The sequence below is a fragment of the Rummeliibacillus sp. G93 genome, assembly GCF_023515935.1.
GTDB classification, from domain to species: Bacteria; Bacillota; Bacilli; order Bacillales_A; family Planococcaceae; genus Rummeliibacillus; species Rummeliibacillus stabekisii.
In genome coordinates, this window is record NZ_CP097314.1 from 2,456,016 (window position 1) to 2,481,561 (window position 25,546).

Sequence of the window (25,546 nt, forward strand, 5' to 3'; positions counted from 1 at the left end):
ACCTAGCAGTCCAAAAAAATAACAATTTATTTTTCTAAAAACATGTTTTAATATAGTATATAAAGGAAATGAATATAATAATGAAAGGAGACTGAATACTATGAAAATCTCTAATTTCTTACTTGGCATGACTACTGGCCTATTAGGAGGAGCAGCAGCAATGCTATTCACAACACCTCAATCTGGGAAGGACTTTCGCAAATCTCTTTCAGATACAAAAGATTCAATGAATGCACAACTACAAGACCTAAAAACTCAGGTTCAAAATATGACAGACTCTATTAAAACAATTAAAGAAGAATCAAAATCAACTATTCCACACTTTGTGGATGATGTGAAATCTTCCGTTAATGAATGGAAACAAGAAACAACGCCTGTTCAAAACAAATTGCAAAGCGATATCAAATCGTTACAAAGCTCTGTGGAAGAAATTCAACAACAAGTGGAAGAATTTAAAAATCGCAAAAAGAAATAATTTACTTGGGCAATATAGTATTACAAAAAAATTTCCTTCTTTAATATTTTCGAATTTCATTCTATACTACTTATGAAAATGCTATAATATGAAGAAATGACGAAAGTGGTGATCGCTATGTCTGAAGAAATGATCGCGGCTAAAGAAGCCATGCTTTATTCACAACGTATTGCCCAATTATCCAAGGCTCTTTGGAAAGCCGTGGAAAAGGATTGGCAAGCATGGATTAAGCCCTACCGGTTAAATATTAACGAGCATCATGTATTGCTTATTGCAAACAATCTAAAAGGCGCTTCTATCTCGGATATTGCTAAGTTCGGCGTTATGCATGTTTCGACAGCTTTTAATTTTTCAAAAAATTTAGAAGAGCGCGGCTTGCTGTCATTTTCAAAACGCGATAATGACAAACGAAATACATATGTTGAACTAACCGAGAAAGGCCACGAATTACTTTTAGAACTGTATGGAAACTTTAATCATTCGAGACATACTGTGATCGATGGTTCTATCCCTCTAAGAGAGTTGTATGGCGAATTTCCACAATTTTTCGAATTAATCGCCCTCATTCGTAATATCTACGGCGATGATTTCATGGAGATTTTTGAAGTTTCATTAAAGAAGATGGAAGATTGACTTTATATCCAATATCATGCCTTTTACTGGGATGATATTGGATTTATTTTTTTCGAAATACATGGTGGAATTTTGTAGATTTATGTACTTTTTCTAATGCCAAATTCCTGTGCATTGTAGACGATGTTGAGACGTAAAAAATTCATCTTGATTTTCTATATAAAAAGCTTTACTGTATGTATCTAAGCTTTTTATTCGTATAGAAAAGGAGATGCTAAGAGGTGCACTGCTGGAAACACATTAATGTCAAAAAACAATACGGCCATCATCGACTATTTCTTTTCTCAGCTATTTTTATGTTACTGGCCTTTTCTTTCTTTTATATTACGATGACTGCCTATCGGGACAGTCCAGTGACAGATCGATTATTCCCATTATTTTTGGCTGGTTTTTTAATGGTTTATCCGGCACATAAGTTACTGCACTTTTTACCATTGGCTCGTTGTCACAATCGGTTGCGTTTTAAGCTTGAAAAGCAATTTGGTGTTATTCCTTTGCTTTCCATTCGTATTACCGAACCAATTATTAAACTACGCTATATGATTGCTTTGACGATTCCTTTTGTCGTGCTCAATAGCATACTCATTATGGGTGGCTTGATTTATTCGACTTACCGTCATTATTTCGCCATTTTATTGGCCTATCACTGTGGTTTGTGCGTAATCGATTTGCTGTATGTAAAACATTTAATCCATTCACCTAAAAAAGCATTTATAGAAGAGACAGATAAAGGCTTTGAAATTTTGATTTCCTATGACAATGAGAGTGAAACTGTCCTAAGCAGAAACTTTACTCATCTCCCATGATTTTTGCTTGTTTCTTTTTTCTACTTTTTTGTGGGGCATAAAAAGAGAACTGGCTTGTCATATTTATCTCTCTTTTGTTATGCTTAAGGGGTATTAATAGAGGGGAGGAAAAGACTTGATCATCGCTATTGTCGTCCTATTCTCGGTATTCTATCTGTTCCAAATTAACCGCATGACTTTTACACTTTGCGCACAGAAAGAAATCCCCGAGGAGAAACAACCTAAAATTTATCGCACTATTAATGTACTGATCACAATCTTACTTGTATCATTTTACTTAGAAATGATGTTTACAGTTTAAAATAGACTATGCATGGTCATGAGTCTTTTCGTGCCTATAGTGTATAAGAAGAAAGCCGCTTACAAGTCAATGTAAGCGGCTTTTCCTTCTTCAATTAGTAGATGTAAGCTGCACCTACAATGATCAACAAAATGAAAAGAACTACCAATAAAGCGAAACCGGAACCGTAGTTACCGCCGTAGCCGCCGTGTCCTCCACCACTCATTCTTAGCACCTCCTTTGCTCATTTCTTTTATATCTTATTCAGTACTTTAAAACTTCTTTAGGCGATTTCCCCTGCAACCTTTTCCTTTTCTCATCGTTCTATGGTATAGTTACATGTGCATAAGTAGTAGGAACTCAAGTTGGGAGAGATTAGAAAGATGAAAAAAACTGTACTATCATTAACACTTGCAGCATCTGTACTCGCGTTATCAGCATGCGGAAATGCCGGAGATGAAAAAGTCGCAACTTCAAAAGTCGGCGATGTGACAAAAGATCAGCTTTACAGTGAAATGAAGGATTCCGTTGGTGAATCAGCATTGCAATTGATTGTCATTGAAAAAGTATTGAACGATAAATATAAAGTGTCTGATAAAGAAGTTAATAAAGAATACGAAAAACAAAAGAAAGAAATGGGCGAAAACTACGAACAAACGTTGGCAGCTCAAAATCTAAATGACAAATCATTCAAACGCAGCATTAAATTGAACCTTTTACAAGAAGCTGCTATGGCTGATGGCGTAAAAGTCTCAGAAGCAGATATGAAATCTTATTATGATGAGATGTCAAAAGAGTTGAAAGCAAGCCACATTCTTGTAGCTGATGAAAAAACAGCTAAAGACATCAAAGCAAAATTAGATAAAGGTGAAGACTTTGCTAAGCTTGCTAAGAAAAACTCTACAGATACTGGCTCAGCAGAAGCTGGCGGCGAACTTGGTTGGTTCGGTCCAGACAAAATGGTCCCTGAATTTACTAAAGCTGCCTATGCTCTTAAAAAAGGTGAAATCAGTGAACCTGTTAAAACATCATATGGCTATCACATCATTAAATTAGAAGATGAGCGCGATGCAAAAGTGAAAGGCTCTTATGAAGATAACAAAGCTGAAATCAAGAAAAAACTTCAACTTCAAAAAGCTGACCAATCACAACTGTTGTCAAAAGTATCTAAACTTGTAAAAGATGCAGATGTGAAAATTAAAGACAAAGACTTAAAAGACGCATTAGCTCAATTTAAAAGCTCAGCAACTGCAAAATAATGCATAAAAAGCCCTGGATCCATGATCCAGGGCTTTTTTTATTCTATTGTTGGTTTATAGAATGAACGATTATCCAATGGGAAAAGTCGTTCTGTGAATTCTCCAGGCTTCGTTTTACCAAGTGCACGTTTTAATGTATTCATCTTGGCATCAATATTATCGATGTAATGGAGGATTTCAGCTTCCTGAAGCATAGGCTTCTTCGGACTGCCCCACTCTTCTTTGCCATGATGTGATAGAACCATATGCTGCAATAGCATAACCTCTTCCCCATCCACATTTAATTCTTTGGCTGCAATCGCTATTTCAGTTACCATTATTGAAATATGGCCAAGCATATTACCTTCTACCGTATAGCTTGTTGAAATAGGTCCTGACAGCTCTATTACCTTACCAATATCATGCAAGATAATGCCCGCATACAAAAGATCCCGATTTAGCACTGGATATAAGTCTGCTATTGCTTTTCCAAGCTTCAGCATAGAAACAACATGATCGAGCAATCCAGATGCATAATCGTGATGATTTTTCGTAGCTGCTGGATATGTCATCAATGATTGTTGATTTTCCATGATTAAATATCTTGTAATACGAGATATCGTTGGATTTTGAATTTCAAAGAAGAATTCCATTAATTGATTGAATAGCTCTTCTTTCGGTATTTCTGCAGACTGGACTAAATCTGTAACAGATATGTTCTCATCCGCTTTTACCGGGCGTATCGCCTTTATCCTCAATTGAAGTTTTCCACGGTAATCATGAATTTCGCCACCGATGCGAACAATGCCGCCAGCTTGATACAACTTCTCTTGCTCTTCTCCTGTATCCCAAAGCTTGGCCTCAATACTCCCGCTTTTGTCCTGCAAAATGAGTGTCATAAAAGGCTTACCCACTGTGGTTACGCCTTTTGTCGCTTGTTTAATGAGCAAATATTGATCGACTGGTGCTCCTGCTTGTAATGTTGCAACCCCATTCATACCGAAGTCAATCCCCTTTCATTTTTTAATTCTTCTACATGGATAATTTTCGCATTACTCCACTTATCTAGCATTCTTTCATGGCAAGTAAAATAAAGTATTTGATGGCCATTCATCATGCGCTCAATTAATTGTACCATGTTCTGAATCCGCAAAGTATCAAAATGGACAAACGGGTCATCCATAACAAGCGGAAACGACGCAGAATTTTTCAAGGATTTTGCTAATGCAAAGCGAAGTGCAATATATGCTTGTTCCTTCGTTGCTTGCGATAGTTCAGACATTGAATAGTGCATGCCATCTGTAGCCCCTGTTTCAAAATAACCGTCGGAATTGATATAAAGTGAATCATAGCGTCCGTTCGTTAAAAGACCGAAAAATCGAGAGGCTTCCTCTAATACAGCAGGCAGCTTTTTATCTTTTAAACTCGTGACTGTTTGGGCAATCGCATGTGAGATCAATTTTGATACAATCCAATCTTTTGCCTCTTGGTTTAACTTTGCTTTTTGCTGCTCAAATAACTGTAGCTGATTTCTGTATTGATCGTCTTCTAACAGATGTTCTGTTTTAGCAATCAACTCTGCTCTTTCTTTTAACAGGGCATTTTTCTCTTCACGTATACTTTTTTCATGCTCCATCTCGTCATTTAAACGAGCCGTTGCTTCTTCATCTGACAAGTCTAGATCCAGAAGATCTGTATCGTAGGAAGACAATTGATCATTAATCTGTGATAATTCAGTGGTTAGATTAGCATTCAAAACAGATTGTTCCCCAGCTTTATAGAATTCTTCTTTCGTGTCGACCCCTGCTTCAGCATATAACTTTTTCATTTCATCCATATAAGATTGCTGGAGAAGCGTTAATTCATCCCACTTAGAAAGAAGTTGTTGCTTTGTAGCGATCGCATTTTCATAGGTATTTTTTTGCTGCATTAATTGTTGGTGCGTGCTGTTCAATACAGCCGCAAAGTTTTCAGTTGTACAAGCGATGCCACAGATTTCATAGCCTTCCTGGAGCCTGTCAGCGCTAAGATGTTCAAGTGTTTGTAATTGCTCAAGATTCATTTCAAGCTGCTTATTTGCTTGTTGTAGTTGACGAATCAGACGGAAAAGTTCATTGTACAACTCATACTGGAATTGGCCGCCTATTCGATAAGCGTGCAGAAATTCAGTGAGCTTTCTTTTACTCTCATTCATTTTAATTGTTAGATCATTAAACTCTTGCAAAGCAGCTTTTTGATCCTTTTCTTTGTCTTCTAATTGCTGTTCAATGAATAGCACTCGCTGATCGTATTGAAGAATATGCCCCTCAATTTCTCTCATCTCAGCGTCATTAGCGGCATGTGGTCCATTCTGTCTCTGTGTTGTTTTCTTTCGATCAAACGCTATAAAGATAAAGATAGCAGCCACCAATCCAATAAAGCCAAGCTCAGTTCTGTTGAACATAAAAACTACAGCAAGTGAAACTACTGCTAATCCAAAGGCCAATAGTTTTGCCGGTTGCTGTTTGCCTCCTTTAATCGACTGCCTATTTTCTTCCTGTGATTGAGAGGAGCGTTCTTCTTGCCAACGTTTTAAACGTGTGTGCTCTTGTTCTGTCGGTGCATTTTGATAGACTTCATCAAGCTTGTAGCTTAGTGAGTGTATTTCTTTTTGAATTTGATCAAGAATATTTTGCTGCATGTCCAATTGGTCTTCATGATGTTTCAACTCTTTCAAGTGATGATAGAATTGATTTTCCTGCTGTATGGAAACCTCCGCTTCCAACAATGATCGCTGTTCATCTTTCTGAATGACACCTACTAATTGAAATTGCTCATCCATACTTTGTCTTTGTTTTTCTATCTCTCTATTCAATTGGCGAATTTGTGCTTGCCATTCCCGCCATTCACTATCTCTATTCAACAGTTTCTGCACTTTTAAGAAATGATCTTCATCCCATTCTTTTTTTAGCACATCTTCTAAACGATTAAGCTCTTTCCTTATACTTCCTAATGACGCTTCATTGGCTAAATGCCTTTCTTCCAATTGTTCTAGTCGACTAAGACCTTTGACTGGAAAAGTAGTATAGAGAATAGATGAAAGCTCTTCTTGAGCTTTTTTTCTTCTTTTTAACAATGGATAAATCTGTTTGTATTTGGTTAACTCTTGTATCTTTTGTCGATGTCTTTCTTCATCATTTTCTAATTGAGCTAATTTATTTTCAAGGATATCAATTCTTTCGATGGCAGGTTCATATTCCTCTAATGTTCTTTTATATTCTTTCAAGGCTGCTTCTTGTGCGGCTATCTCATTTAATTGTTTGTTGATGATTGGAAGCTTCCCAGATTTTTTGAATAGTTCTTTTTGTATTTTATCGTGTTTTTGCTCAAGGGCTGATAGCTGGTCAATACCAGTAGTCCCTGATGCTAAAAGCACACGGCTCAGTTCCTCCTCAGAGAGCTTTTCTATATGCTGGAGGGGATGCACCGAAAAAGCAAATATAGCTTCAAAGCTCTGTCTATTATAGTTATGCAGAATTTTTGATAATAGTTCATCACCACCCGATTCACCATTTTCAAGGTGGACAGTTACTTCGCCTCCAGCCTTTCCTCGGATTCGTTCTATTGTACAAACACCAAATTCCTCATCTTCCAGAACAATCAGCCCACCATATTTGCCTCCTTTTTTAGGCTCATAACGTGGGAGCTGTTGATTCTTTTGTGGAACGCCAAACAGTATTTGAAGGATAAATTGCTGGATTGTTGTTTTCCCGGCTTCATTCATCCCATAAAACACGTTGATCCCTTCCTGAAGCTTTATATTGATTTCTTCATGTTGGCCAAAACCATAAATAGCCAGTCGACGAATACGCATATGATGCCCCCTATCCTTCTATTTATTGAAAGCCTAATTTAAACAGATGCTCAGCATCAAACCTAAGATTCTTTAAATCTTCAGAGGTCAGTTCATCTAAAAAGCGCCCAGCCTTTGGATGTTGGTAAAGTTCTTTAAGAATTTCTCTCATCTCATCATCAGACCATTCATTGATCGCCTGCAAAACTGATTCTGATGCAAACGTAGGTTTATAGTGAGAAATGCTAGACAGGTCGACAGCAATAGCTTGTATCCAAACAAATGGCGTTTCATTCTCTTGTTCTTCTCGCATAATATCAACCCACTCTGCAAGCTGTGTATCTTCAAACAACGTGCGGGCTCGTTCATCGATATTTTTTAAATGGAGCCATACGAGGCCAGCACCGTATTCTTTACGAAATCCTTCGATTGCTTCAGTACAGACTTTCAGCAAATCATTTGCATGCAGAATGTTTTCACAGTCCACTTCTATTTCTTCAAAGACTACGGCGGAAGCAGGCCTGAAATTGTAGGTGGCTTGCCCCTTAGATAGTTCGATATCATAAAAACCCTTTACTCCTAGTTCCTTACGGTGCCTACTTTGAATGTTACCAGGGTATACGATCATCGGATTCTCATGCAAAATCTGGCGTTTATGGATATGGCCAAGTGCCCAGTAGTCATATTGTTTTGATAATAAATCCTCTATTGTAAAAGGCGCATAGACATCATGCGTAGCATCCCCACGAATACTGCCATGCAGCATGCCGATATGTATTGCTTCTCGATCTGTTGCAGCTGGATAACTCTGTACCATCGCTTGTGGAATATGTCTTTCGCGATAACTGAACCCCGTTATATTGACGTTCATTCCTCTTATATGAAGAGTGATGGTCTTGGTTTCTGCTGGCATAGCTTGGACATTGGACGGCAACGAGAAACGTGTCCACTTGCCGCTTAGATGATCATGGTTTCCGTAACTAATTATGACAGGGATATTATACAACGCCAGCTGCTCCATCCCTTTTTGAAAAATTTGTTGGGCTCTAAGACTTCTTTCCTCTCCGTCATACAAGTCGCCTACTATTAAAATAAAATCTGGTCTTTCTTGTATGGCATCATTTATCAATTGTTGAAAAGCATCGAATGTGCTATTTCTAAGCCGTTTGAAAGCATGGGAAGGTAAATCAGACATTCCTTTAAAAGGGCTATCCAGATGCAAATCAGCACAGTGGAAAAATCGTATAGATGACATTGTATCCCTCATTCCTTATACGAATATTTGTTCTTACTTTATCATACTATTCTAACATTTTGTATCGATATATTGTACAGCTATTTCAATTTTTTTGTATAATGAATACATATTCATATAAGGGGTGATTAGAATGCAAACATACCGTTTTACAGCATTCGAGAAATCGGGAGAAATTTTAAAAGATGAAGCTTGGGATTTTCCAGATCAAGCAACAGCAAAATCACAAGGGGCAGAAAAAATTGAAGAATTAGGCTATAGCGAAAAAACTCATCGTCTTGTAGATCCTCAAGGCAAGCTAATTCTATTTCATGTTTAGTTGAAGTTTTAGAAAGAATAAATGAAAAGAGAGACATTTCAAGTTGAAATGTCTCTTTTTACTTTCCTTCAAAATGTGGGTCACGCTTCTCTATAAATGCTTGTATACCTTCTAAATGGTCACTAGTTTGTCTCATTAGCTGTTGGCCTTTTGCTTCTAACGCTAATATTTCATCTAATTCTTTTTGTTTATGGCCATTTAAAATCCTTTTTGTTTCAATCATGGCTGCTAGAGGTGAATGTAGTAAGTTTTGTGCCAATTGTACAGCTTGTTCAACAGCTGTCCCTTTTTCCGCTACTTGATCAATCAGCCCCAGACTTTTTGCTGAAGGACCATCCAACGTCTTGCCTTCCCATATCAGCTGTTTCGCTTTTGGTACACCGACTCTTTCTTTCATAAAGAAATGGCCGCCTCCATCTGGAATCAATCCTATGCCGATAAAATTCATGGCAAGTTTGCTATTCTCTTCAGCGATAATAATATCACTTGCTAATGCAAGACTAAATCCAAGCCCAGCTGCAGCTCCATGGACAGCCGCGATTGTAATCATCGGAAGCGTATAATAAGCTCTAATCATGCGAGAGATTGTATCCATAGCTTGTAGCATATCAATTGAATCTTCTCCTGTTCCGAGCATTGTTTTAATATCGCCGCCAGCAGAGAATACTTTGCCACTCCCTTTTAGCATAAGCACTTGAATACTTCCATCATTTTTAAGCAATTCAAAGCACTCTGCCAATTCCTGGAGCATCGTATCATCCATAGCATTCATCGCATTGGGACGATTCAAGCTTATAATCGCTAATCTCCCATTCTTTTCAAACGTTATACTTTGAAATCTCATATTCTCCCCCCATTCTATGCTTAATGAATAAATTCGATTTTTTTATGTAAAAACCTCTTTATTTTGCTGTCATAATAAAATTAATTTTTAATATACAATTTCTACTATCTATCCTAATAGACTCATTATAAAAAAAAGACTGCGTTCCATCGATTTGATTCGATGGAAGCAGTCTTAACTTTTGCGATAATCAAAATTATTTTTGAATATCTACAGCTTTTAAATCAATTTCGCCGATTTTGTTAGGTGCCATGTTTTTCACATAATCTTTTGCTACGTAGTTGTTAACGTAGAAGTAGATTGGTGCAATTGGCATTTGTTCAGCTAGTAATGTGTTAGCTTGTTTTAACAAATCAAGACGTTTGTTTTCATCCGTTTCTTTTGTAGCAGAAACTAGTAAAGATTTGTACTTCGGATCTTCCCAGCCTGTATCGTTGTTACCATTTTTAGCTGTATCATAACGCTCTAAGAATGTGTAAGCATCGTTATAGTCAGCGATCCAGCCCATACGAGCAACGTCGAAGTCTAAAGCAGTTACTTTATCAAGATATACTTGCCATTCAGAGTTATCGATTTTAATTTCGATACCTAGGTTTTTGTGCCAGCCTTCTTGAATGTATTGTGCGATAGCAGCGTGTGCTTCACTTGTGTTGATAGAAATACCGATTTTGATATCGCTTGCTTTCTTAATGCCTAATTCTTTCATACCATCTGCAAGCGCTTTTTTCGCTGCTTCGATATCGTTGTCTTTGAATTTGTTGTTTTCTTCTTCAAAGCCTTCAATTGCAACTGGTACATTGCTCATTGCTGGTTTTTGTCCGCCTTTTAGTACATTATCAGCTAAGCCTTGACGGTCGATTGCATAAGATAATGCTTTACGGATATTAGCATTTTTAGTGAATTTACCTTTTGTATTGAATTTGTATTCATAGATTGCTGCATATGGTACTGATTTTAAAGATTTGTCTTTTTTGTAAGCGTCCATTGCATCAAGTGGTACTGTTTGATATGGAGAACCTAAGTAATCGATATCGCCGCTTTTGAACATACGGTTAGCAGTTGTTTCAGATTCAACCATTTTGATGTTAACAGTAGATAAAGCTACGTTGTCTTTATCCCAGTAGTCAGCATACTTTTTAAGAGTGATTGAGTCGTTGTGTTTCCATTCGCTTAATGTGAAAGGACCGTTTGTTACATAAGTATCGCCAGCTTCAGCGAACCATTTTTTGTTGTCTTTTACTACTTTCTCATTAACAGGCATGTATGTATAGAATGCTGTTAATTCTAAGAAGTAAGGTGTTGGATTTTCAAGTGTTACTTCTAATGTTTTGTCATCTACTACTTTAATACCTAAATCATCAGCAGAACCTTTTCCGCTGTTGTATGCTTCTGCACCTTTAATTGGGTACAAAATTGAAGCGTATTCAGAAGCGTTCTTTGGATCTAATGCCCATTTCCAAGCGTAAGCGAAATCGCCAGCTACTACAGAATCGCCATTTGACCATTTTGTATCACGCAACTTGAATGTATACGTTAATTTATCGTCACTTACTTTTACATCTTCTGCTGCTGCATTTTGAACATTACCGTCTTTGTCTACACGAGTAAGACCTTCAAATGCTGCACGAATAACCGCACCAGAAGTACTGTCATTAGCAAGTTGTGGATTTAAACTTGGTGGCTCTGAAGTGATTGATAGATTCAATGTTTTGTCTCCGCCTTTAGAGCCTGAGCCAGATGATTCATCTTTGTCTTTAGAACCGCCAAAGTTACATGCCGCAAGCACTAGCATTAATGCTGATAATAGCACTAGCGATAAAAACTTTTTCTTCATAAATATCCCCCTCTATGGTGTACATTTTAGCTACTAGCAAAGAGTAACTATTATAACTATATCAGAGGAAACTATATAAAAAAAGAAAATTATTTAATTTTTCAGTGATAATTTAATTTTCTTATATTTTAATTATATAGCTTATTTACATACTTTTATTATAATTTTCTGTATTTTTAGTTATATAACTATAGCTTCTCTCTGATTTATATAGTAAATCTTTCATTATTAAATAAAAGACAAAACTATTTATACCATTTTGCAATTTGTTGATCTGTACCGTATACAAAATGTCCCGGAAATACTTCATGCATTGTTGCTTCAGCATCAGTGTCTTCGTGTTCATACGGTATTCTTACACGTGTACTTTCAGAAATAGGATCTGGCAATGGAATTGCTGAAAGCAATGACTTCGTGTAAGGGTGTATCGGATTCTGATAGATTTCCTCTGAAGTCCCAAGCTCCAAGATTTTTCCGCGTCTCATTACTGCAATACGATCACTAATATATTTCACCATTGATAAATCGTGAGCGATGAACAGATAAGTAAGACCATGTTTTCTTTGCAGTTCTTTCAATAAGTTCACGACTTGCGCTTGAATGGATACGTCTAGTGCTGAAATCGGCTCATCCGCAATAATGAAACTTGGATTTAAGCTTAGCGCTCTAGCAATACCAATACGTTGGCGTTGTCCGCCTGAAAATTCATGCGCATAGCGGTTCGCATGTTCACGATTTAGACCTACTACTTCTAGTAAAGAACCTATTTTTTCTTTGCGTTCTTTCCTATTTTTATAGAGGCCATGTATTTCGAAGCCTTCTTCAATAATTTCGCCCGCTGTCATACGAGGATTTAATGAAGCATAGGGATCTTGGAAAATCATCTGCATTTCACGATTAAATTCTTTTAAATCCCTTTTTGATTTTTTCCCATTAATATCTTCACCTTTGAATCTGATTTCACCATCTGTCATATCATACAAACGGATAATGGAACGGCCTGTTGTCGATTTACCACAGCCTGATTCCCCTACAAGACCCAATGTTTCACCTTTATAAACATCAAAACTAATACCATCAACAGCCTTAATAGAACCAAATTGCTGCGTTAAGTTTTTGACTTCTAGAATTTTCTCAGACATGTTTAACACCGTCCTTTGCTAAGTAACCATCAATACGTTTTTGCACAGCCTCCGGTATTGGAACTTGCGGTGCATCAGGATGTAAGAGCCATGTTTTCGCAAAGTGTGTTTCACTAACTTGGAACATTGGCGGTTCTTCTTCATAATCAATTTGCATAGCAAACTCATTTCGTGGTGCAAATGCATCCCCTTTTGGAGGATTAGTTAAATCAGGCGGTGAACCTGGAATTGTGCGCAATAATTCATCTTCACTGTTTTCTAAATCCGGCATAGAGCCAAGCAATCCCCATGTATAAGGATGTCTTGGATTATAGAAGATTTCATTTACTGAACCATATTCGACTATTTGGCCAGCATACATAACAGCTACACGATCCGCGATATTCGCTACAACACCTAAATCATGGGTAATGAAAATAATGGATGTATTACTGTTCTTTTGAATTTTCTTCATTAGTTCTATAATTTGCGCTTGGATTGTTACATCAAGTGCTGTTGTCGGTTCATCGGCGATTAATAGTTTTGGCTCTGCTGCAAGCGCAATCGCAATAACTACACGTTGACGCATACCGCCTGAAAATTCATGTGGATATTGTTTGAACCGTTTTTCAGGGAAAGGAATCCCTACTTCATCCAACAATTCAATCGCTCTCTTTTTAGCTGAGTCGCGAGTGGCTTTTTTATTATGCTTTAAAATCACTTCCATAATCTGCTTACCAACCTTCATTGTTGGGTTTAATGCAGTCATCGGATCTTGGAAGATCATCGCAATTTCATTACCACGGATTTTTGTCATTTCTTTTTCTGTCAAGGGGATCAAATCTCTTCCTTCGAAGAGAATTTGCCCCTGATCATATATGCCAGGTGGTTGTGGAATGAGTTTCATCAACGCATTGCTTGTAACGGATTTCCCGGAGCCTGACTCCCCAACGATGGCTAATGTCTCGCCTTGTTTTAAATCAAAGTTTACACCGCGTACCGCTTGGACAATCCCTGCATAAGTTTTAAAGTTTATTTTCAAATCTTTTACTTCTAATAATGTTTCACTCATACTCTCACCTACTTCTTTAAAAGATTATTATTTACGTAATTTTGGATCAAGCGCATCACGAAGACCGTCACCTACTGCGTTGAACGCAAAGATTGTTAATGAAATAAATACTGCTGGGAAGATTAGGCGCCATGGTGCCGTATCAAGCGCTTTGTTCCCTTCTGAGGCCATTGTTCCCCAACTTGCCATTGGTTCAGAAACACCCAATCCTAAGTAACTTAGGAATGACTCTGTGAAAATAGCACTTGGGATCGTTAATGTCATAGTAACTAAGATTGCACCTAGAGCATTAGGTACAAGGTGTTTTAGGATAATATGCTTCGTGCCAGCACCTAGAGTTCTTGCTGCAAGTACATACTCCTGATTTTTAATAGATAATACTTCACCACGTACAATACGAGCCATCTTTACCCAACCTGTGATAGATAAAGCAACAATTAAAGGAATTAAACCTGGTTTCATTACTACTAGCAAGATGATAACTACTAATAGATAAGGAACCGCTGTAAGAACGTCGGCAATACGCATCATAATATCATCTACACGTCCGCCCAATAAACCTGAAACTGCACCCCATGTCACGCCAATAATTAAGTCAATTATCGCTGCTGACAGACCAATAAATAAGGAGATACGAGCTCCAACCCAAACACGTACAAACACATCTCGTCCAAGGTCATCTGTACCAAACCAATGTTTTGAAGAAGGTGGTGCATTATAAAGACCTAGTTGTTCGCGATAGCTATATGGAGAAAGCAAAGGAACGAAAATAGCAAGCAATGCAACGATTACTAATACGACTAAACCAAACACAGCTAGCTTATTATGAGAAAATCGCAGCCTTACTTCTTTCCAGAAAGATACGGATTTATCTGCTAATTTTTCTGTATCTTTATCATTTCGTCCGATAATTTTAAACTTATCTTTTGAAATTTTTGGAATTTCTTTAAATGATTGCGTCATTATTTTTTCGCTCCTTTCAACTTAATACGTGGATCGATAATTACATATAGAATATCTACGAGTAATACCGCAAATAAAAGAATAATTGAATAGAATACTGTTGTACCCATGATTACAGTGTAATCACGATTTGAAATACTTGTAACGAAGTATTTACCTAAGCCAGGAATCGCAAAGATTTGTTCGACAATGAAACTACCTGTAATAACACCAGCCGCTAGTGGTCCTAAATAAGTTACAACCGGCATTAAAGCATTACGCAATGAATGCTTGAAAAGAGTTGTCCACTTGCCAATCCCTTTGGCACGGGCCATTTTTACATATTCACTATGATTCTGTTCAAGCATACTTGAACGCGTTAGTTTTGCAATAAAGCCCATATCCATAATGGCAATAGATATAGCTGGTAAAACGCTATACATGAAGCCATTCCAGCCGGCTATCGGCAGTAACTCCCACTTTAAGCCAACAAAATACTGCAATAAACCTGCTAAGATAAAGGACGGGACAGATATGCCTAAGACGGCAAACGTGGTTCCGAGATAATCGGGCCATTTATTATGATAAAGCGCGGATGCCGCACCAATTAATATACCGAAGCCAACAGCTAATAGCATTGCTTCAATCCCTAAAGTAAGTGAAATTGGGAAACTTTCAGAAATCATATCGTTTGTTGAACGACCTTTATATTTCATTGATTCACCGAAATCAAATTTTGCAGTGGAAACCAAATAATCTTTATATTGGATATACCAAGGATTATTCAATCCATATTCCTCATTTAATGCTTTTTGAATTTCAGGCGGTACACTTTTCTCACTGGCGAAAGGACTACCTGGAGCAATTCTCATTAAGAAAAACGTTGCTGTAACAATTACAAACAATGCAACTAATATATAGGCAAGCCTTTTTAAGATATACTTAACCATTCTCATATCCTCCTCAATCTAATAGTTAGAAGTAGTTGTCGTCACCAAAAACAGCTTTTCGACAACCTTGCTTGTTAATACTATATCAAACTAATAACAAGAAAAAAAGAAGTTGATAGAATATTTTTAAATGAGATACAATTAGCCTAATTCAAAAATGTCATCGTTTTCCCAATTTATTAGTTGATTTTGTATTTTTATTTATAGATAATCATCTAAATAGTTAATTAACTTAATAAAAATAAATAAAATAGCATAAATATTAGTTCCAGTATATTCAGTCTATTGTCACATTTATATTATTTTTTTACGTATTTTGCGATAGAAAGTGAAAATCGTCATTTTTCATGTCGGATATTATAGGATAGGTAACTTAGAAATTAATATTAAATTCTCTTTTTAATCTATTTATTGTCGTAATAGCACTTTTTTCATACATTTAGCTTTAATTAACCTAATAAGTTCTAATAAAAAAGACCTTCTCTTTCATTAAATGAATGAGAAGGTCTTGGAGTATTAAATTTTTCCAATATAGCTTCTTTGAGGGTGCAGCTGATTAATATTAGTCAAACATTCATTAATCTTTGAGTGGATAGGAAGCCATTCTTCCTTTTCTTCGGTTGCAATATACATGCTCTTTAAGAAATTTTTGCTATTTTTATAGAGTCTTACGTATTTTTCCTCTTCCATCTTTTCTTTTTGGAGTTCCAAAAAGACTGGTACTTTCTGAGAAAGGCCGCTAACCGTTTCAACACATAATCCTATTCCAAGCATTGTTAGGATCGGTGCCAATAAGTGTTCTTCCTCGTCATCTACATATACAATGGTTGCTGTAAATACTTTATTCACAAGAGCTTCATATATAGAAGGGAATTGCTCTACATCCAATTTTGGATTCTTTACTAAGACATCAATTGCATCTGCTGTATGAGCAATCGTGCATGCCCATCCCTTTTCGGGGATATAGCCTCTTAAATCTTGTTCTAAATCTAGATATAAGACTAATTCGTTCCTCGCTTTATCGAGGAGCGGCAACGAAAGGAATGCGCGTTCTAGATCCTTCGTGAGAATCCACTTAATTAATAAGACAGCAGACGCTCTTTTGAAAATATGATCTGTTCCTACATCCCCAATTTCGTAAAATAAATAATCATCACTTAAAGCTAGCTTTAAGAGATCTGTCAGCATCTCATCTGACAAACGGTTGTCTTCAATATAGCGAGAGAGTGTTTGGTAGATAAGATTTTCTCTAAGCTCGCTATCTGGAGAACCTATATGTTCAATCATCGCTGTTATGATTTCAGATAGATTTTGTTCTTCTTCGGCTTCTCCTTGATGGATTGCCGTTAGTTGTGTTTTGAGTGCATATTCGTCCATAATTAAACCTCCAATACGAATAGTCGGCCGACTAAAGACTATGAATCTGTCGAATAATGTCGTTTACTCTGTATTGTACTAATTATTATACCATTATTGCTCTAGGTTGTCCGTTGCCTAACATGATTTATCCTATGCTAAATATGTGTTATTTATGTATAGCCTGATTATCTACAAGATATGTCTGTATTTGGAAATAAAAAGGCAATTTCTATACAGAATCCGTATAGAAATTGCATGGGTGCTTATTTCTTCACAATATCATATAGTTCGTTAAGTGCGTCGATTTTTTTATCGAAGGCATCTTGATACGTTAAAATATATTGGGCAGGTTCTTTGGGATTGTGATACTGATTAATTTTTCCTGTGGCATTATTAACAAGCTTTGTAGAAGCACCACATCCTAAGCCAATGATGGTTTGAGCTTCTTCCATGATTGCTATATTATAGATGCTTTCTTCGCCTGGTAGCGAATAGCCGACATTTTCTAAATTCCCCAAAATATTTTTTTGTCTATATAAATAATACGGTGTATAGCCATTCTCCTCTGTCCAGCTATGAGCACGGTGCATCATGGCTTCCGCTGTTTTACGATCCGCCACTTTATATTTTTCCTTGTTATGCGTCATTTCAGAAGCGCGTTTGAAACTTAGTGTATGGACTGTCAAAGATTCCGGCATCATTTTTTCTGTTTCTTCTATTGAATGTTCAAATTCATCTAGCCCTTCATTTGGAAGGCCGATGATCAAGTCCATATTAATATTATTCATGCCAGACTTTCTAGCCATCCAAAATTTATCTATGGTCTCTTGAACGCTATGGTGTCGTCCAATCGCTTTCAACGTTTCGTCTGTATACGATTGAGGATTTACGCTGATGCGATCAATTCCCCACTTTTTCAGCACTTCTAACTTTTCTTCTGTAATGGTATCCGGTCTTCCTGCTTCTACTGTAATTTCGCGGACTTCCTCCATATATGGGAATGAATCAAACATCGTTTTGTATAGCGCATCCATTTCATCTGCTTCTATTGAAGTGGGCGTACCTCCTCCAAAGTAAACAGAAGTGATTTTTATATTATTCTCTTTAAGCCACTTGCCCATTTCTTCTATTTCATAATGTAAGCCATCTAGGAATGTCGCAACACGTCCTTGTTTTCTGTTACTTTGGATCGCATATGCAGGAAACGTACAGTACGCACATTTCGTTGGACAGAAAGGAATACCTATATAGATGCTGACTTCTTGGTGAATCTGATCTAAATCAGGAATCGTCTTTAATTGTGTTTGAACAATTTTCTTCAGCATGTGTATCTTTTCATCTGACAAGCTAAATTCAGATACCAATTTTTGATGAATCTCTTCGTCTGTTAAGCCTGCTTTACGAAATTTATGGTAAAGCTTTGTCGGACGAATACCCGTTAGGATTCCCCACTGCTGCTTAATTTCTGTCATTTGCTCTAAGGTATCGAGCAAAACATGTGATAAAGCTCTTTTCAAACGAATCTTCTGTTCTCTTTCCGTGCCTTCGTTTTCATATTGTTGTTCATAATGGCTTCGGTAAATTTCATCCTCTGCATGTAGTTCTGCCTCTGTTTTAATTAGATGGTCATCACTGATTGAATGTGTAAAATGCACCTCTAAATCAGGCACCATCTCTTTTTTCGCTATCTTTGTATCTTCAAAAAATAAGTTTGTAATATCATGAAAAACACGCATAAAGTCTTGCGGATATGCGGGATTTATTTTTAATACTTTCATTCCAGTCACTTCTTTCTACCATGTGTTTCAATCCCTCTGATTTCAAACCATCTCACCTATTGTAGCAAATTTTATCGTTCAAAGCGTAATTAGTTATAGGTGCATTCTCTTTAAAAAAAAAACACAGACAACGTATTTTCACGTTGCCTGCAGTACAAAACTAATTTAATTCATTATACAATCCTTCAATTGGTTTGACTAATGTACGATTAATTTCTTCAATCAATCCGCTTAAAGCCATTTCTGCTTGCAGCATGTTGGCAATTTTTTTATTTTGCTGAGCTAGCTGTGCAGTTTTTTGAGCATATTGTAACTCATCTTCGCCAATTTGCTCGCCTTGCATTTGTTTTTTCTGAAGTTTCATTTGTACCTCTCTGAAACTCTTAAAAATAGCCTTTGCCTCTTTATCGCCCTTTACTGTTTCAATCGCTTTTTTCAAAGCTAAATATTCATTAGTTTTACGGAAAGTTCCTTCTAATGCATTGATTTCGTTGTAAATGTTAACCATATGATCCCCTGCTTTCTTTTTGTTTTCGTCATTTACTCTCTAGTAGATATATTCAAAAGGCTCTTCAATTAGAAGATAGTCACCACAATTCCTTGAATAATCCCAATAAGTCCTCCAAGTACAAAACCTAATACAGTGATCATCTTGAATTCTTTTTTCGAGATGCCTAGCACCAAATCCTCCAGTACAGATACTGGGAAGGAGTCTACCTGTTCCTTAACGATTTGTTCTAGATTTAAGCGTTTGATGGCATCTTCAAGCTGACTTTCAGCAAGAACAAAACCTTTTTCAGTCATTTGCGGAACTATATTGCTAGCAAACCATTCTGGTCCTTCTTGCCAGTAATGCACAAGTGGCTTGTCCAAACGGCTTTGCAACGCAAGTTCCTTTTTCGCATAGCTTTGGATCCTGTATGTCGTTGATGTGAAATCTAAATCTCCAAATAAATTCGTAACAGATTGGACTTTTACTTTTTGCCATTCATTAGACAAGAGATTAGTTAATAAAACCATCGTTCCAGGCGCATGAATGAATTTGTTGATTTCTTTTTGGACACGGCCTACAAGCGATTTGGAATCGCCTAAAAACATTTGAATCATGCCGCCAACTGTTCCCTTTGATTCTAAGAAGTCATCGATCAAACGTTTGATTGTTTGTGTTCCTTCAGGCGATTCAAAATAGCCGCCTGCTTTTTCTAAAATGTAACGAGACATTTCTGGAATCTTTTTATTCGCTTTTGCTTCCCATGATTCTGGAAGCAAAGACTCAATCGATTCGTTGGATAGTACGTTCTTTATCTTGTCCAACTGCTCCGCTACAGCCTGATCCATTTTTTGTTCTATTATATCAGGCATATGAGCAGCGCCTATTTGCGTCAGCCAATCGTTGAGTGTTTTTTCATCCGTGAATAAGAGCTTTCGGATTTTGTCATTCAACCAGCCTTCTACTAGTTCCCTGTTTTTTACGGTAAATAGTTTTTTGCGAAACATCTCAGGCGTCAGCAAATAATTCACTACTGTTTTCCCTAGTTGCCTTGCTAAATCTTCTCTTCGTTTCGGAATCAAACCTGGCGTGAATGGAACGCGCCACGAACCGATATATATAGGATTATGCGGTCTAAAAAGCATTTTGATAGCGATATGGTTTGTAAATCCGCCAATCACTGCGCCAATTACCGTCATAAATACGATTGTCAGTATAGTATTCAACCTTTTTCACCCGTTTCTCTGAAGTAGCTATATTATAACAGAGACGTTCATGATAATAAAAATATTAGCAATTTCTTTCAAATAATCCAGTCGCAACTTATACTAAAGTAGGAGAAGGGAGATGGATTTGTGATTCAGCATTTTAGTTATAAGCCATTCTTTGGCAATCAGCAATTGCCTGGTTGGACTATACATTTTTTTTATAAGCAAAATCGCTATGAAGGCATATATGAACAAGATGGCAGTATTAAATGGACTGGTGCCATTCCGCCAGATGAAGAAAAAGTAAAAAAAATGGTACATGAATTAATGCTTTTTCATGTGTATGACTAATACATATTCGCTCGTAGCGTGTACAAGCATACGAGCGAATTATTCTTTCTCCAAATACTCTCTCCTAAAATCGAGCAGATCTTTAGCTGCCAGCATATTTTCAAGGTTTTCATCCCATTGATCCGTTAATGTATTCCAAACGCGTACATATAGTAAATCACTGTCACGATTATAGAGGACGTATTGAATACATGGTACATCGTGAATTTGAATCGTTTTTTTGGAATTAATTGACGTAATGAATGTTTGAACTTTCTCCTCGTCTTGATCTTCCTCTTCCTGCATTTCGCGTGTTTTTTGAAGCGCATCGATGATCTCCATTTCGTCTAGATCAATCGTCTCTTCGCTTGCATATTTGAATGGTTCCGGTAGTTCATCGATACGGTCTACTTTATCCATATCTCCTGAAAGCAATAGATGATGGGTAGCGCTATAGAGAAGCTGCTGTGTTTCTTCTTCCATTTCCTCTTCATAGATGCCATTCTCCAGCTGACGCTCCCCTTTAACGGTCAACTGGTAATAGACTTCTTTTTCAACCAAACCTTTACGCATAAGCTTTTGCAATAAATCCAACACAAACAGCTCTTCCACTAGCAATAAATCACTGAGTTCTTTCGGATTCTTTATTTCTGCTTTCTGGACGCTTAATAGAATCATTTTCATCAAAATATCCATGGTTTCTCGCTTCACTGGATGGAAGATACACTCGACCGTTTGAACAGGAAAACACCAGCGGGATATGGATAGAATTTTAACTTGCGGGTCTTTGTTTACTTGCTCTGTGAGCTTTTTCTCTAATTCATTTATCATGTTTCTTCTACTTCCTTACAACGGGATTTCCTTCATGATTAAGCCATCCCTTCTGCTCTTTCACCACTTGTAGCAGATGGCTGTACATGTTGCGGGATTCTTTTCGTTTGGCACGCTTTGTAAACATTTCAGTACTGCCGACTAATACGAGTAACTCCCTTGCTCGAGACAATGCTACATTCAAACGGCGATAGTCATTTGCAAATCCAATGTCTCCGCCTTTATGTGTAGCGTTGCGGACCATACTAACAATGATGACATCCATCTCCATCCCTTGGAAACGGTCAACTGTCCCTGTACGCAAATGAAGGTTCGGCAATTGTAGTTCCTGTTGAATTAAATGGTCGATCTTCTTCACTTGTTCTCCGTAAAAGCTAATCACGCCAACACTCTTCTTCACACCAGCTTCTAGACTACCTTGACTGATTGCCATTTCTGTCGCATGATCTAGATCCCGCAGCATATCTCGAATGATATCAAGCTCGCCTGGATTATATCGGCTTTTGCCGTTCTTCATCTGCTCTTCTAAATACGGTTTTTCATTTGGTGTATCAACCCACAATAAATGATTATGGCGCTTTACAAAGTGGCTTTCTAAGAAATGGTCTCGTGCTGTATCAGAATCTTCGAGCCCACATTGAAGTCGATCGTCTTCATTTTCATAAAATGGAGAAATCGTATCCATAATTTTTTCATGCATACGGTACTGAATTGCCAGCATCTGTTTATTTGTCTTCGGAAGGTTTTTAAACAGGCGTTCAAATAATGACTCTTTCAGCAGTTTCTTTAATTCGTTTGTTTCATCTAACTCTTTGTTTTCCTCCATCATGGCCTTTAACGTTTCTTCCAATGTATCATCGCCAATAAGCGGAGGAAGCTGGTGATGGTCTCCTACCAAAATAATCTTTTTGCCTTTAAGCATTGGTAGCAACAATTCAGGTGGTGTTGCTTTCGACACTTCATCAATGATCACAACATCAAATGTAGGGTAGTTGTCCATAAATTCTTTCCTAGCCGATGCGACACAGGTAGTCCCAATCACATTAGCATGGTTTACATATAGCTTTTTAATTTCATCTAAATCATGTTCGCTAGCTTCAAGCAGTAGCTTGTGCCATTGCTTTTGGAGCTCTTGCTTTATTGGCAATTGCTGCTTCTCATGCTGCAAATCTGCAATTGCGACTTCTACATGTTGAATTGCTTCTTTGACATAATCGAGTTTGCGCGTTACATCTTCTCGGAGCAGCTCTTCCAATGCTTTTAATTTTTTCTCTTGTGCCAAGCCTTCTTCATTCGTTTTTTGGCTTTCTTTCTTTATTTCAGCGAGCTGTGCAGAAATTTCACTTTCTTCTATTAAAGAGTGTTCCAGCTGCCCTTTTATCTCTTCGATTTTTGGCGTGGTAATTTGGATTTTTTGTTTGTGTGCTAGAAGTTCTTGTAGGTCTCTCTCTTGCCCTGCGAGAATTTCTTTTAATTCTTCAAGCGGCAGCAATTCTTTATCTTCTTCAGATGAATCTGGCAATCTTTGCTGTAACTGTTCTACTTCACTTTTCCATCTGTTCCCTGCATTCATCAAGCTGCTTTTATGCTGTAATGAAGCATTCAGAAGATAAGAGACGAGACTCGCTGCTTCTTCCTTCATCATATGGAACAGGCGCATGATCTCCTGCCGTTGGTTTTCAAGCATGCCAAATTGTTCGTCGACAAAGATGCGACGGTTATATAGGCGTTCAAGATATACATACAGTTGGTTAACATAGACTTCTTTTGTATCTACTAAAAACCTTTTGAAATGATCAATCGCTGAATCAATTTCTCTGATAGCGTATGAAGAATAGCCATTTGCGGCTTGAGCTTCTACTTGTTTTTGAATTTCCTCGCTTTTTGAGGGACCAATTTTACCTTCTAAGTAGCCGATTGCAGAAAATAAGCGTTCTCTTACTTCTTTCCACTCGGTGTATCCGAACATCTGCGCTTGAATGCGTTCAAATGATTGCTGTTGCCACTCTATCTTTGCATTCGGCTGAATGCCGTTTTTCTCCATGATTCCCTGCAGTTCTTGAATTTTGCCGCAGCTTTCAACATCCTGCTGAGCTTTTTGCAATGCTTGATGTTTTTCATGCCACTCTCCATAGGCAAGCCGTGCGTTTTTCAAAGCGTGCTCTGCTTTTTCTAGCTCACTTTTGTTGTTTAAATATGAAATATTTTTTTGTAGGCTTGCTTTTTCGGATTGTTTTTGGACTTCTAGCTCTTCTAACTGGCTAAGAGAACCATATTGCCCAAGCAACTCCTCGAACTCCCTGATTTGTTGCTCTTCTTGTGCCTTTTGCTTGTTGATGGCTTCTAAGCGTTCCTCAGCTTCACGTGATTCTTTTCTTAAAGCGCCCAATTTCTTTTTTAATTCTTTGATTTCTTGTTGTGTTGCTTCAACCTCTACTTCGGCCCGCTTTTGTTCCTCCAATTTCTTTTGAAGGCTTTTAATTTCAGACCTCAGTCCTTGAAGTTCGGCTTCTTTTTTGGCTGTTTTTTCATCTAATAATGCTGTATTGTCGGTTTGTCTCGACAGTTCTTCTTCTAGATCATGCAGCGTTTGCTCTCGCCAATATTGCGCTACATTCTCTTCAATAAACCTTTTTCCTTCTTCTTCGATGCTTTCCGTACGTCCATAGCGAAGAATTCGGATATCTTTATTTGAGAGGAGCCTGCTTAGCGCATTGTCGACAGCCAAGTTGGATTGTGACGCTACTAATGTTCTAAGACCAGCCTTGGCATTTTGCTGGCAGATTTCTGATATAACCGTCGTCTTCCCTGTACCAGGCGGACCTTGAATGACGTATAAATCTTCCGCTGAAAGAGCTCCGGCAACAGCTTCTCTCTGAAATTCATTTAGGCGATTATCGAAATCCAATGAAACTTTCTTTTTAGGCTGATTAATTCTCGGCCTCTCTTCGAATAGGATTTTTTCTAAATTTGCATTGGCAGCAAGCCCCTTCTCCAAATCACTGAACCCCTTGCGAAGACGTCTGATTTGGCTAAGTGTCGCAAAGTTGCTAAACACTAATTCTTTCGTTTTCGGATGCCATTTGTCCTTTCGAAGCTGACTTTGAATAAACGGCCGCAGTTCGATTTCGACTGTTTTCTTTTTTGGATTTGATTTAATGACCGTTCCAAGGTCTTCTTTCGCTCCTTGAATTTTAACGCTTAAACCCTTCACTTTTTGCCACTCTTTTTCCTTTATCCCATTGATGGCAATAGTCATATAAGTGAAATTTTCGTTGCATTTATAATCTGTAAATGTAGCACGGAAGTCGTCCATCGTTGCATCGCGTTCTTGTATACTTAAGTAGCCTTCCCAGCTGGCGATCCGCTTTTGAACATATTTAGATCGTTCCTCTGCAATAGGCAATTGACGGATCGCATTATGCAGCTCGATTGGCAAACCAACTGTGTTACTTGCATTGATAGCAAAATCAATGGTAGTCTTTAGCCGCCTATTTGTGTGAACAGGAACACCACTGTTAAGTACGCGAAAGTTTGTTGCTAGCAGCCCGTCATATTTCACGACACAATTCATCACGCCAACACAACCATCTAGCACCTTGGAGAGTGATTGGTTCTCGTCTGGTCCAAAATAAAGTGTAGCTGCCATTTCATCTTTTGCAGTGTTTTGAACGTGTTCAATATGGACTACAAACGACTTTTGAAGATGAAAAAAAGCTTGTTCATCTTTCATGAATGCTAATATGCCTGCACGTGATTTGTTCGTTAATATGATGTTTGTACGCAATGTGCTTGGCTTAGCAATAACTTGTCCCATGAACATAACTTCCTTTCTTTTAACTCAATATCTTTTTTAAAAAACTAATTTCTATCATACCAGTTTTTTGCCTTATGCGTGGTGTGGAAATTTGCCAAAAAGAAAAAATCCAACGAAGAAAGATTCCTCATC

23 protein-coding genes are annotated in these 25,546 nt (G+C 37.5%); 7 read left to right on the forward strand and 16 right to left on the reverse strand.

Features of this window, described 5'->3' with window-relative positions; all coding sequences use genetic code 11:
• The first annotated feature begins 100 nt into the window (after positions 1-100).
• The 4 genes from M2M59_RS12350 (at position 101) to M2M59_RS12365 (ending at position 2,215) form a co-directional block, all read left to right on the forward strand.
• Positions 101-475, forward strand: a complete 375-nt coding sequence (locus M2M59_RS12350; protein WP_066789583.1) for a YtxH domain-containing protein — start codon at positions 101-103, stop codon at positions 473-475.
• Positions 476-592: 117 nt separating this feature from the next.
• On the forward strand, positions 593-1,108 hold the full coding sequence (locus M2M59_RS12355; RefSeq protein ID WP_066789585.1) for an HTH-type transcriptional regulator Hpr: 516 nt from the start codon (positions 593-595) through the stop codon (positions 1,106-1,108).
• Positions 1,109-1,329: 221 nt separating this feature from the next.
• Positions 1,330-1,914: a DUF3267 domain-containing protein gene (locus M2M59_RS12360; RefSeq protein WP_066789587.1), complete on the forward strand. Its 585-nt coding sequence runs from the start codon at positions 1,330-1,332 to the stop codon at positions 1,912-1,914.
• A 115-nt stretch (positions 1,915-2,029) separates the two neighbouring features.
• Positions 2,030-2,215, forward strand: a complete 186-nt coding sequence (locus M2M59_RS12365) for a hypothetical protein (protein ID WP_066789589.1) — start codon at positions 2,030-2,032, stop codon at positions 2,213-2,215.
• 94 nt (positions 2,216-2,309) lie between these two features.
• Here the strand turns inward: M2M59_RS12365 and M2M59_RS12370 are convergent, their stop codons facing one another.
• The gene (locus M2M59_RS12370; protein ID WP_147196225.1) at positions 2,310-2,420 is read right to left on the reverse strand and encodes a YjcZ family sporulation protein; all 111 of its coding nucleotides are present in this window, start codon (positions 2,418-2,420) and stop codon (positions 2,310-2,312) included.
• Positions 2,421-2,577: 157 nt separating this feature from the next.
• Here M2M59_RS12370 and M2M59_RS12375 point away from each other — a divergent pair, with 157 nt between their 5' ends.
• Positions 2,578-3,453 (forward strand): peptidylprolyl isomerase, encoded by an 876-nt coding sequence (locus tag M2M59_RS12375; RefSeq protein ID WP_249774719.1) that lies wholly within the window; start codon positions 2,578-2,580, stop codon positions 3,451-3,453.
• A gap of 38 nt (positions 3,454-3,491) precedes the next feature.
• Here the strand turns inward: M2M59_RS12375 and yhaM are convergent, their stop codons facing one another.
• From yhaM to M2M59_RS12390, 3 genes are read right to left on the reverse strand one after another with little or no spacing between them, the layout of a single operon-like run.
• A complete protein-coding gene (gene yhaM, locus M2M59_RS12380) occupies positions 3,492-4,430 on the reverse strand; it encodes a 3'-5' exoribonuclease YhaM (protein WP_147196222.1) in 939 nt (312 codons plus the stop codon).
• The gene (locus M2M59_RS12385; RefSeq protein WP_249774720.1) at positions 4,427-7,285 is read right to left on the reverse strand and encodes an ATP-binding protein; all 2,859 of its coding nucleotides are present in this window, start codon (positions 7,283-7,285) and stop codon (positions 4,427-4,429) included. Before M2M59_RS12385 ends, yhaM begins: the two co-directional genes overlap by 4 nt.
• 22 nt (positions 7,286-7,307) lie before the next feature.
• Entirely contained in the window at positions 7,308-8,519 is a 1,212-nt protein-coding gene (locus M2M59_RS12390) for a metallophosphoesterase family protein (protein WP_249774721.1), read from the reverse strand.
• A gap of 133 nt (positions 8,520-8,652) precedes the next feature.
• On the opposite strand from M2M59_RS12390, the gene M2M59_RS12395 reads away from it, so the two are divergent.
• On the forward strand, positions 8,653-8,838 hold the full coding sequence (locus M2M59_RS12395; protein WP_066789599.1) for a YhzD family protein: 186 nt from the start codon (positions 8,653-8,655) through the stop codon (positions 8,836-8,838).
• A 58-nt stretch (positions 8,839-8,896) separates the two neighbouring features.
• On the opposite strand, the gene M2M59_RS12400 is transcribed toward M2M59_RS12395, so the two are convergent.
• The 10 genes from M2M59_RS12400 to M2M59_RS12445 all read right to left on the reverse strand — a co-directional run bounded on the left by M2M59_RS12400 (position 8,897) and on the right by M2M59_RS12445 (position 20,454).
• A complete protein-coding gene (locus M2M59_RS12400; protein ID WP_249774722.1) occupies positions 8,897-9,682 on the reverse strand; it encodes an enoyl-CoA hydratase in 786 nt (261 codons plus the stop codon).
• A gap of 196 nt (positions 9,683-9,878) precedes the next feature.
• Entirely contained in the window at positions 9,879-11,516 is a 1,638-nt protein-coding gene (locus tag M2M59_RS12405) for a peptide ABC transporter substrate-binding protein (protein ID WP_147196216.1), read from the reverse strand.
• Between the two features lie 245 nt (positions 11,517-11,761).
• Positions 11,762-12,658: an ABC transporter ATP-binding protein gene (locus tag M2M59_RS12410; RefSeq protein ID WP_066789605.1), complete on the reverse strand. Its 897-nt coding sequence runs from the start codon at positions 12,656-12,658 to the stop codon at positions 11,762-11,764.
• Entirely contained in the window at positions 12,651-13,709 is a 1,059-nt protein-coding gene (locus M2M59_RS12415; RefSeq protein WP_147196214.1) for an ABC transporter ATP-binding protein, read from the reverse strand. The genes M2M59_RS12410 and M2M59_RS12415 overlap by 8 nt, the downstream gene beginning before the upstream one ends.
• 27 nt (positions 13,710-13,736) lie before the next feature.
• A complete protein-coding gene (locus M2M59_RS12420) occupies positions 13,737-14,672 on the reverse strand; it encodes an ABC transporter permease (protein ID WP_147196212.1) in 936 nt (311 codons plus the stop codon).
• A complete protein-coding gene (locus M2M59_RS12425; RefSeq protein WP_147196210.1) occupies positions 14,672-15,601 on the reverse strand; it encodes an ABC transporter permease in 930 nt (309 codons plus the stop codon). Before M2M59_RS12425 ends, M2M59_RS12420 begins: the two co-directional genes overlap by 1 nt.
• Positions 15,602-16,117: 516 nt before the next feature.
• Complete coding sequence (locus M2M59_RS12430; RefSeq protein ID WP_249774723.1) at positions 16,118-16,978, reverse strand: DUF2785 domain-containing protein; 861 nt, start codon at positions 16,976-16,978, stop codon at positions 16,118-16,120.
• 245 nt (positions 16,979-17,223) lie between these two features.
• The gene (locus M2M59_RS12435) at positions 17,224-18,738 is read right to left on the reverse strand and encodes a coproporphyrinogen III oxidase (protein WP_249774724.1); all 1,515 of its coding nucleotides are present in this window, start codon (positions 18,736-18,738) and stop codon (positions 17,224-17,226) included.
• A 160-nt stretch (positions 18,739-18,898) separates the two neighbouring features.
• Complete coding sequence (locus M2M59_RS12440) at positions 18,899-19,246, reverse strand: YlbF family regulator (protein WP_249774725.1); 348 nt, start codon at positions 19,244-19,246, stop codon at positions 18,899-18,901.
• 68 nt (positions 19,247-19,314) lie between these two features.
• Positions 19,315-20,454: a DUF445 domain-containing protein gene (locus M2M59_RS12445; protein WP_244946691.1), complete on the reverse strand. Its 1,140-nt coding sequence runs from the start codon at positions 20,452-20,454 to the stop codon at positions 19,315-19,317.
• 129 nt (positions 20,455-20,583) lie between these two features.
• Here M2M59_RS12445 and M2M59_RS12450 point away from each other — a divergent pair, with 129 nt between their 5' ends.
• Positions 20,584-20,787: a YheE family protein gene (locus M2M59_RS12450; protein WP_249774726.1), complete on the forward strand. Its 204-nt coding sequence runs from the start codon at positions 20,584-20,586 to the stop codon at positions 20,785-20,787.
• Positions 20,788-20,826: 39 nt separating this feature from the next.
• Here M2M59_RS12450 and M2M59_RS12455 read toward each other — a convergent pair whose 3' ends face one another.
• Together M2M59_RS12455 and M2M59_RS12460 are read right to left on the reverse strand one after the other, a co-directional pair.
• Positions 20,827-21,597, reverse strand: coding sequence for a hypothetical protein (locus M2M59_RS12455; RefSeq protein WP_249774727.1), 771 nt, complete (start codon positions 21,595-21,597; stop codon positions 20,827-20,829).
• Between the two features lie 7 nt (positions 21,598-21,604).
• Positions 21,605-25,414, reverse strand: coding sequence for a DEAD/DEAH box helicase (locus M2M59_RS12460; protein WP_249774728.1), 3,810 nt, complete (start codon positions 25,412-25,414; stop codon positions 21,605-21,607).
• Between the last annotated feature and the right edge of the window lie 132 nt (positions 25,415-25,546).